Origin of the sequence: Calothrix anomala FACHB-343, from assembly GCF_014696435.1 — a bacterium.
GTDB lineage: Bacteria > Cyanobacteriota > Cyanobacteriia > Cyanobacteriales > Nostocaceae > Aulosira > Aulosira anomala_A.
The window spans coordinates 21,382-31,499 of sequence record NZ_JACJQG010000095.1 but is presented as its reverse complement, the minus strand read 5'-3'; the positions used below and the strand labels follow the sequence as shown (position 1 = coordinate 31,499).

Sequence of the window (10,118 nt, the reverse complement as noted above, 5' to 3'; positions counted from 1 at the left end):
TATCCCAACAAATCGCCTTGAAGAAAGATAAACCTCTATGGTTACGCTTGGTTTTTAAACTAAACTGTTTAGTTTGCACTTGGTAACAGCTTCGCCAGCTCTTCCCCTTGAAGTTGATGGATGTATAAACTACTGCTGTATTGGATGGTACAGACCGTCTTCTGGGTGGAACTCCCAACCAATACTTCTTGGGTCGCGGTTACGAGTCCAACTGATGAAATCTTTGGTGGAAAGTTTTTCAAAGTGGTCTACAAGATATGACGCTGTTAAACCTAGTCTTGAGGCTAGGTTTTGGGCTGGTAATGGTTGAAGTTCTAGCTGTGGTGGGTGGTAATTATTTGGTTTGCGCTTAGAGTTTGGATATGAGCGTCCAGAGAGGACAGAGATTGCTCCTTCTATTTTTGCTAAGCGTTGGGCAATTGCTTCGGTTTTCTGCTCTAACAGTGAAAGTCTTTGTTGTAAGCTATTTTCTACACCAGATTCTATACTATTTTCTTGCCTATTGGCGAGCGCGGTCAACTGGGCTTCCAGATTGTGTAGACGAGTTTCTACACTCACTTCTGTACCAGGAGTTGGCCCTAGGACATGATACAAACCCTGGATAACTAAATCGGTAGCAGTAGTATGACGTTCTCGTGCGGCAGTGCGGAGTGCTTTAGTTAAGGTTTTGGGAAGTTTGAAGTTAATTGATTCGCGTTCCATAGAAGCCATGTCTATACTACTTATATACTCTAGTACAGACAGGTTACCGCGTAGTATGACATTGTCTGTAGACCTTACAATACTTTTTTATTGTCCATTTTAGCTATTCAAAACGGCTTTGATTATCATGCTACAGAAGTAATGCTACTTTCCCGCCTCAATTCCACTATTGGATCAGAATTATTGCCTCCTGAACTTTCGAGACAAGAGCTTTTTCTAGCCCTTGCTCAACTTTGGTAATGAGTTCGTTAAAAGCCTCCTGATTTGCTGTTAGTTGGTCTCGCAGTGCTTTCTCTAACTCCGGCTTAATTTGCTGGCACATATCATCAATTTTTTTATCACTCAAGAAACTAGAACGTAGCCAACCTGGAACATCAACATTTGTCTTGATTGCTTCTTGAACACCTTGACGATTTAGCTGCATTCCCGCAGCCATCACCGAAGCACCATATACTAAGACGATAGGCCAGGTAAAATGTCCGGTTAGTATCAAAGTAATGATGCTACCAAGAGTACCTCCACCAATTACAATGTTGACAATAAATGCTACTGTGTCGGCAAGAATAGCATCACCAATTGTTAGTTCTGGGTTAACAAAATTTGGGTCAATGCTATCCTCAAATCTTAAACTACTTCTGGGTATTTGAAACTTGCGGCATATTGGATCTGTTTGGGCAGCTAAGTCTGGTTGAATTTGATTGTTAAACCAATTAATGCATTGATTATTAATTATCTGCTGGGCGATATCGCCTTGTAGCCACTGTTCTGCCTGACTTTTGATTGAGGTTTCTAAATCGGCTAAAGTCTTGATTTTATTTTGACGCCAGTCTTTTACTCCTGGTCGAACTGCATTTTCAATCAAATTATCTGTTAGTGGCTGAGTTAACAAGTCAATTAACTCTGGAATCCGCCTGGCAATCAGTTCTTTAATCTTGTTTGATTCTACGAGTTTGCTAACTTCTTGTTGGAAGGCAGTAGCACGCAAATCCCATCTACCTACACGCGCTAAACCCAAGGCAATACAACGTTCTGGTTCAGGATCTGGGCGGAGGAGAGTTTCTGGTTCGGGAAAGATTTCTTGACAGATTTGGTGTGTAAATTTCATCCGCGATGCGCCACCAGTCATCAGCAAAATTTTGGGTACAATTCCTTGTTTATCTAGCTGCTTTTTCGCTTCTAAGACTGCATCGCGAAATGATTGCATCCAACTTTTTTGCCCTAGTTCTGGTAAAGGTTGATGCAATATCTCTGCCATAATTAATTGGTTAACTTGGGGAATAAAATAGATTTGCTCATTGATAGACTCAAAGCCACGGGCAAAGGATTGAGCATCGCTATATAGCTGCTCATTAGAAAAGTAATCTTCTTTAGTTTTACGACAAGCAAGTTCACAACGAGCTTGGTGATGGGGATATTCTGCAAATACTTTTTCTAATAATGCTTTTTGCTCATGTTGAGCCAGAGTGCGCTCAAAAATAGCTTGATCAATTAACGATGCTCCTAAAGTATTGCTACCAAAATCTATAGGTATTTCTTCTAAGCTTTTAACTAAAGTAAAATCTGTAGTTGAAGAACCAATATCAACAATTAGCACCGATGAAAGTAGTTTTTGATATTCTAGTTTACCGGCTTCTTTGGCTTGCATAAAAGCAGCCCGCGATTCAGGAACAACATTGAGTAAGTCAATTCCAGCTGATTGTAGTAGCTTTTGATATTCTGTCCGCTCGCTCACTGACCATCCAGAAGGACAACCAACGTAAAAGTAAGTATTTTCTCCACCTTCAATTTGTTTACTTTCTTGCAACAGGTGGTAGTAAGTAGCAACAAAAGTGCTAATTGTCTGTTGATACTTGGGGTTGTTGTTTGGTTTTTGCTTGAAAGAAATTGCTAATTGGGTAACGCCAGCTTGAATTAATGCTTGTTCTCCCACTAGATAACCAAGCTTAGGATGCCAAGCCAGAGCTGTAATTTGATTTTTTCTATTATTAATTTCTAGCATCTGGGGTGGTTCGATGCTCTCAACTATCGCTTTAGCAACAGCTGTTTCTCCATGCCCCAAATCAAAACCAATTGTTTCTAAAATTTCCATAATCTTATTGTCTACCAATTGGGAAAAATCAGCCGACACCGTTTATGTCTAGCTTTCTTCATGAACGAATGTGTGAATTATTGGTATCTGCTAATCTTGAGCCTGGGGATACGCTGGCTCAATGACTCTGCCGCGCCGCAACAAGCGATCTCCTTTTAGTAATGCAGGTGCTAATGTTACATAATCTTTGCTGTCAGGGTCGATACTTGGCTCAAAATCAAAATAATTGCGATCGCTTTGCGGATCGTTGACTCGGTAAATTTGGGCACGAATTCCTTGCTCCATTAAAATTTGTGGTAGAAGTTGCGCTAGTGCGATCGCCATCTGGGGTTTATCCAGAAATGATGCACCCATCAGCTTTTGGAGAAAACCCAATAACTCTGGTAGTTCTTCTATACCAAGATCATCTTCAGGTTTACTTCCTGCATCAAATCTAGCAATTGCTAGATCAATGGTGTGAAGTGCATCAGCCAGGTTGTCTAAAAGAACTTGACTATTAACCTGGAGAACAGCTTGAGGTAAGTTTAATAGCGCTTGTGAAGTTGGATTATCATCCTGATTGTTTTTATCGAGTTGCAGTACAACTTCCAACCCCAAAAGCACAGCAACTAACAAAATTGCCATCCATGTACTTGGTGTAGTTTGAGTTAAATAGAACAACCAAGCTAAAATTCCTATATAAAGCACTATCTTTAATAGTTTCAAAATTACTCTGTTAGGGTTCAAGTTTGTAACTGAGTTAGTAATTTGCTTTTGCTGTGTGGAAGGGATTTGAGCGAGGTTAGCAGCAGTCAAAGTCCCAATAAACTGTCGCAACGTATCCAAAAACAAGGAAGCTAAACGGACTTGAGTTAAATTTAGCTCGCTAATGTAAATTCTTTCCAAATTATCAAGTCGATTTTGAGTTAGCTTAACTATCTGCTCAATGCTAGTAGTACTTTCAATATCTTTCTGGAGTTGGTTGCGTTCTTCACTAAAAAATGTACTAATCTTTTTCATAGCATTTTATTTTAGAGGCTATTTAATAAAGTAAATCTAAAAGCGAGTAGAAAGGAGTGATCGCAAGTTATGAGCATCTGACACCAAATGAGCGAAGCAGCTAAGCTTTTAAGTATTTAATTTGTATACTGAGTCCACATGGGGCAGGGAGTAAGGGATAGGGTTTGCAGCTTTTACCAGCATAAAAATGATGCAATTTAAATTACGATTAGCTTATGTATGTTGTGATGGCTAGGATTATGCTATGTCGTCTTCTCAGCTAAAAATTTACTTTATCTTTAACCAACCAAATATTTTGGTTATTATAAAAATCTCCACGCTGTTCCAAAGTAAACCCACCCAGCAACAATCCCAGCCATACCTCAACAATCGGCATTTTTAAAGCATTTTGAAGTTGAGGGAGCGAAATTTCATCTTGAATATCTGCAAGGTAGTAAGCGATCGCACTTTGCCACTTGGGCACATCTTCATCACCCGCCAGTTTGTGAACATCTTCTACACTCTTGACTTCTAAGAGCATTTCTAAAACTTTCTCTTTCTCCACAGGCGCTACCACCGAATCACCTTTAGAGTTAGTATTTGAAAACTGATGGGGGCCATGTGGTTTGAAAGTCTGTGGTATGGGAGGTTCAATCAAATCATCCAAATCAAGCTGCATTGTGGTTCGCACTAACCCAGCAAAGATATCAGTGCCCACAATTGGCCCGTCTGGATTATTGCGATCGCGCACATCTTGCAACAGCATCGTCGCCCGAGATTTGAGAATCTCTGCAATTTGATTAAACGCAACAGCAGCAGTTTCTAACTGTGCTTCCACAGATAAATCCTGGAGTTCCGTATCCAAACATTCCCAAACCGGAGCAAGCGTTGAATTTGGTGGTGCTTCTGAAATCTCATCAAGCACATCCCAAATCGTTAATTGACGGTATGTAGTCATTTTTATGATTCTGGATTTAACGGACAAGGACGCACTGGACAGTGGCTAGGGCTAATCTCAAACATATCCTTATATTGATACAGTGAAACACCATATTCTTTGGCGAATGCTTGTAATACCTTATCTGTATAGGTGCGAATCTTGCCAGCAGTCAGCCCAAAACAGTGAATTGGTTCCAGACGACAAATCGGTTTTTGCCCCAACCATAGTTCAGCACCCAAGGCATGTAATGGTTTATCTCCCGGATCTTTGTATAAATACAGCACAGCAAAATACGTGGCAGGTGGTTCGACTGCGATCGAATCGATTTTGGAATTATTTTCCGTTCGGCGGCGGTAGAACGAACGGCGATTATGGCAAATGCGCGGATTCCAACATCCATCCCCATCCGTTCCATGCAGTACTTTAGCTTGAGATGTTGGCAACTTAGCACATAATTGGCACTTGGGGTCTAATGGTTTGGGCATATCTGTTTTCAACAAGTCGGAAGTAAGAAGTCGGAAGTTGGAAGTCGGAAGTTGGAAGTTGGAAGTCGTTCGTACAGTTTTGTAACGGGGATTTAGAAAGAGCCACAAAACTTGCGGCTTGTTGAAGCCACGGACTTATACCCGCAGTACAGCCCTTTGGGCATGAAAACAGCGCAGCCGACGCACCAGAAGTTTGTTAACCCTGTTTTGTCAATCTGGGAGAAGCCAATCTCTGGAAGCCTTTCGGAGCTTTACTTTTCAGTTTTTGGCTCTAACTTTTAGTTTCTGGAGCGAAAATAAAGGCTCAAAGCTTTATTAAATAAAACTTTCAGAGTTTAGCTTCGATTATTCCTTTCCGAAAGTGATAAAACAGGGTTAATTACTTCCGACTTACAACTTCCGAATTCCGACTTCCGGCTTATTTTAATTGCTCAGTATGCCAACCAAAATTTCCATTAATCCTGGTAATTCTTCAGGCACCCGATATAATTTCAAGTCTTCAGTTATCTGTTTTTCTTGACGAAGATATTTAGCAAATCGCCAATCTTCACCAGTAGTTACTGCTCCATAAAGAATAGGTGTATCTGAGTTTATCCATTGGTCAAGAGCAATTAATTCCACTGCTAGTTGGATAAATCCTCTACTTAAATCTGCTTGCTTGGCTTCAATTACTAACAAACCTCGACCTCGATCAATGTAATAATCTAAACTACCTTTTAGTTGGTCACTCACATTAATTGGATATTCAATATTCAATTGAGTTTGTGTAATTTCACATACTTCTAATAATATAGGTGCAATAATTGCTTGCTTGCGTGCATCTTCACTTAGTAGCTTGACTCGCCTGAGATTACGCTCAATCAATTGCTGTAATTCTTCTGTTCTCTTAAGTCCAGATTCTAATTTTGGTAATTGTAACCGTTCACGTTCATAAACATAACCCAGCTCAGCCAATATATCTACTGGAGAAAATGGTAGCTCAAAATATTTACTAAATGTATAACTTTGTCCTGGTTGAATTATTCGTGGGCGACTCATAATTTTCTACTGTAAAAATAACCAATTATCGAAACAGAATTCAGGAGCCAGGAGCCAAGAGCCAGAATGAGCGCATGAATTTTGTGCGACTGGTGAGGTAGTCCGTTGGCGGGGTTCCTTTATGGCGGTGAGCATGTCAAAAATGTATTCTTCAATATTCTTCTTGATCCTCTCCAATGGCACGATAATAAGCAGCGATCGCCGCTTCTTGTTCACTGCGGAGTGTATAGCGTCGAAAAGCCTTCTCACTTTGGTGTCCCGTCAGTTTCCGCGCATGAGTTGGGTCTACACCCAACAGCAATAAATCAGTAGCATAAGTGTGACGGAATTGATGCGGATGCAAGTCTTCAATACCGGCCAGTTCCCCAATTTTCTCGACAGCAAAGTAAATACCGTGATAAGAAAGGCGATCACCTTTATATGAAGCATGGTGTGAAATCATTAGTGGGCTTTGGCTATTTAATTCTTCACCCTGTTGGGAGCGCGATCGCAAATACTCTGCTAACACTTCTCGACTTTGGGAGCGCAATGGTACTAAGCGTGGTTCATTAGTTTTTGTATCCGGTAAGAAAAGGAGTTTACCATCGAAGGAACCAACATTTAACTGTACAATTTCCCCAGCACGAAGTCCGTGGCTGAGGATGTGGACGAGTGCTGTGTCCCGTTGTTTTGTTTCTCCAAGAAATTCTAAAGCAGACCAAACCCTTTCCATCTGCTCAGGAGTCAAACTTTGGGCGGGTGGGAGCGGAACTTTTTCTAGCTTTACCCCTTGTGTGGGATTGGTAGTAATGATTTCTGGATAAGTGAAGCACATCCATTTGAAGAAACTTTTGATAGCAGCCAGCCCCGCATTGATACTACTTTTTGAGAGTGATTTACCTGTATCAGTCTTGACTTCATCTCGTAAATACTCTTTGTATAACCCAAAGTGTCGTGGGCGTAGCTCATGATAATGCAGCTGTGTCCATCCCAAGAATCGCTTGAGTTCGCGAGAGTAGAGCTTGCGGCTGTTGGGTGCGAGATTATTGCTGCGTAAAAATTCCAATACTTTCACCCACCGGATATCAGTGGGTGGGGTTGTTAAAGTAGTCCAATTACTACCGACTGGCTCTCTATTAAGTGCGGCATCCTCAATTGGAATTAATTTAATGGGTGGTAAAGATTCTGCGCTCTCCATCATTTTTTATTCAGTATATAAATTTGCTTGAGCCAATGCTCGACTCAAAGCATCAACTAAATCTAAATGTTCTGCCCACTCACTCAAGTAAGCATAGTCTAAACTTTCTGCTTGCAACTTGAGTATCCCTAACACATCACGCCACTGTTTTTGTGATTGGCTTCCCCTCCCCCAACGTAACTTTTGCAAAATAGTATCTTCTGGCGAAGCTACCCAAAATGGAGGTATCTCATCTAAATCGAGCAACTTCCGGCGTGCCATCTGCGATTGTGCAAATGGTAAAGTATCGGTAAGATAAAGGTCAGCGTTAGCGATCGTTTCTGTATGTGTAATGTTGAGTAGGAGCGATCGCCCTTGCTTCAAATCTTCAACTGCACCCTCAGGACAGTAGTATCCCGCTGTTTCCAGTGTCGTTACCAACAAATCGATTCGTTGTGTTTGAACTTCAATTACCAAATCCAAATCACGAGTTGAGCGAGGTTCACCATGAATAGAACTTGCAACACCTCCACTAACGTAGTAAGGAATATTTATTGACTCAAAAAGTTGGTGCATTTCACCTGCAAGCGCGATTGAATCTTGAATCCACATAATTTCATCAACACCACTGGGATGGAAATCAGGCAAAAATTTTTCTGCTAACACGGCACGCGCAAATATCTGACGAATTTCCTCTGCTGGAGCACCCCGATGTCGAGATTTAATCCCCGCTAAGCACAGTTTCTTCACTCCACGGTTATGGGCAATGAACATTTTTATTCGTTGAGCAAGCGAGAGTTGTCGCAACCGAGTAAATAGATAAATATCGGCATCGATGCTTGTATCAACAGCTTGCGGTTGGTAATTTCTTTTTCCTACCACGCTGGAAACCATTAACTGAGTTAGTTGGTCACATTATGGTTTAGATTACTTTGTAATACAAGACTACAACACCAAATAAGTCACTCTTATCTTATCTACGACAAAAACTACGATTAATACCTTTTCCCCGGACATACATGTGACTGAAACTGTGACTGTAACCATAAGTTTGCCGGGGCGGCAGGTTTATGGTTTCAAAACCCCTGAGCAGGTAAGGATGGAAAATTAGTTCTGATTTATGGGTGGCAGGAAATCAGAGGGGTATTGGCAGCCAAATCATCGACATAATCAGCCCACATACACTGCTAGACAAGCTTGTTGCTTTGATGAGAGTGCACAGGAGTCATCAAAAGCTGTCGCCAAAAATCAACGCTGTGAGTTGTTTGTTCATTGGCTAATTGGTTGAGTTTCTGGCTACCCAACTAAAGATGACACCTTGCTTGTTATTTTGGCGGCAAATTTCATTAAGTCTGCGAACCCACATAAAGATTTCATGAACTCAATTGTTTAAAATCAGTAATATTGCGATAATCAGCTTTAATTAATCCTTAACTATCCCACAATCAAGAAAATTAAAATATTCACTATGCAACTAAGTAGAACGGTGCAAATAAACCGAAGTATGTAACGGAAAGTAAAGTTACCTAAAACCCTCTTACCTTCTGCCCTCTGCCTCCTGCCTTTTCATAACGACAATTTTTAACATCGACCTACTTATGGAAAAGATTATTTTTATTTAATGAAAATGTTTCTACGTCTTCCGCCTGTTTTTGCTGCTGGAATTAATGGTTTTATGATTTGCCAATGTGCATCTGTTAAGTCTGTTTTGCAAGCTTTTCGAGCCATCAGTACCTTGTTTATATATCCTCACTCCAGAATATTAAAGAGTCGTATGTTGAAACTTCGTGGTATTTAGATTTACTTTATAAATCAACTCTTAAGAATATAAGCTAATGTATGAAAAACTTCATTAATAATTTACGATTATTTTCTGTTGAGCATGTGTATTCTTAGATTGGCAAGCATAAGAAAAAGACTTGTTTTTACTTTTACCTATATAGATTCAGGCACAATAGAATGAATCAAAATTTTGAAGTCCAAGAACTTTTGATTGCGATCGCTGTTCGGCAGCAAAATCCTAGCATTTTGACCGCAGACTTTCTCAAGTACACAGGGATTGTTCCTAGTGACTGGGAATTAGCTAGACCCCCAGTTATTACTAATACTGCGGCGCAGGTTGTATATCAAAATGGGGTGAGCATCATTGCAGAGGTCAATAGAGTGATATTTGCTGAGGCCATCGCCGCTAAAGCAGCAAGCGAAGTGCAAATTCCTGCGATCGCTCGTCAATATATTCAGACAGTCAAACAAGTTAGCTACCAAGGTGTAGGAATTAACTTACGTGGGCTTGCACCTTACGAGCAAAAAAGTCTAGGCGCACGCAAATATACTGTTAGCAAACTACTCCAGCCCGGAGCATGGCAAGATTTTGGCTCTGCGCCTGTAGAAGCTTCTATGCGGCTAGTTTACACTCTAGATGAAGCACAGCTATATCTGGAGATCAATGAAGCTCAGTTGCAATATCCCGATCAAACTACTAAGCCAGCAGTTTTATTCTCAGCTAACTTCAACCATGCGATTACTCAAGCAGAATCAACAGCAAGCTTGACTGCTATTGGTGCAGTGATTGATCAATGGCAAAGTGATGTGGAAATATTCAAAGAGCTTGTGAACAACAAGTTTCTCGATGCTCAAAGTTACTCCATTCATGAAGCAACGAGTGAAGCAGAGCAATTAATTATAGGAGCAATTTAAATATTAAATATTTAATGATGAGTAGTAGTTTTT

General features: G+C 40.6%; 9 protein-coding genes. 1 reads left to right on the top strand and 8 read right to left on the bottom strand.

What is annotated here, in order from left to right:
* Window positions 1-129 precede the first annotated feature (129 nt).
* The 8 genes from H6G08_RS33690 to H6G08_RS33655 all read right to left on the bottom strand — a co-directional run bounded on the left by H6G08_RS33690 (window position 130) and on the right by H6G08_RS33655 (window position 8,282).
* Entirely contained in the window at window positions 130-702 is a 573-nt protein-coding gene (locus H6G08_RS33690; RefSeq protein ID WP_242046387.1) for a hypothetical protein, read from the bottom strand.
* 166 nt (window positions 703-868) lie between these two features.
* Entirely contained in the window at window positions 869-2,791 is a 1,923-nt protein-coding gene (locus H6G08_RS33685; RefSeq protein ID WP_190551165.1) for an Hsp70 family protein, read from the bottom strand.
* 90 nt (window positions 2,792-2,881) lie between these two features.
* Window positions 2,882-3,790: a hypothetical protein gene (locus H6G08_RS33680; protein ID WP_190551163.1), complete on the bottom strand. Its 909-nt coding sequence runs from the start codon at window positions 3,788-3,790 to the stop codon at window positions 2,882-2,884.
* Window positions 3,791-4,049: 259 nt separating this feature from the next.
* Complete coding sequence (locus H6G08_RS33675; RefSeq protein ID WP_190551161.1) at window positions 4,050-4,727, bottom strand: hypothetical protein; 678 nt, start codon at window positions 4,725-4,727, stop codon at window positions 4,050-4,052.
* 2 nt (window positions 4,728-4,729) lie between these two features.
* A complete protein-coding gene (locus H6G08_RS33670; RefSeq protein ID WP_190551159.1) occupies window positions 4,730-5,194 on the bottom strand; it encodes a hypothetical protein in 465 nt (154 codons plus the stop codon).
* 423 nt (window positions 5,195-5,617) lie between these two features.
* Window positions 5,618-6,232: a hypothetical protein gene (locus H6G08_RS33665; protein WP_190551157.1), complete on the bottom strand. Its 615-nt coding sequence runs from the start codon at window positions 6,230-6,232 to the stop codon at window positions 5,618-5,620.
* Between the two features lie 151 nt (window positions 6,233-6,383).
* The gene (locus tag H6G08_RS33660; RefSeq protein ID WP_190551155.1) at window positions 6,384-7,412 is read right to left on the bottom strand and encodes a tyrosine-type recombinase/integrase; all 1,029 of its coding nucleotides are present in this window, start codon (window positions 7,410-7,412) and stop codon (window positions 6,384-6,386) included.
* A 3-nt stretch (window positions 7,413-7,415) separates the two neighbouring features.
* Complete coding sequence (locus H6G08_RS33655) at window positions 7,416-8,282, bottom strand: hypothetical protein (protein WP_190551153.1); 867 nt, start codon at window positions 8,280-8,282, stop codon at window positions 7,416-7,418.
* Window positions 8,283-9,347: 1,065 nt separating this feature from the next.
* Between H6G08_RS33655 and H6G08_RS33650 the strand changes: the two genes are divergently transcribed.
* A complete protein-coding gene (locus tag H6G08_RS33650) occupies window positions 9,348-10,085 on the top strand; it encodes a hypothetical protein (protein ID WP_190551151.1) in 738 nt (245 codons plus the stop codon).
* Window positions 10,086-10,118 lie beyond the last annotated feature (33 nt).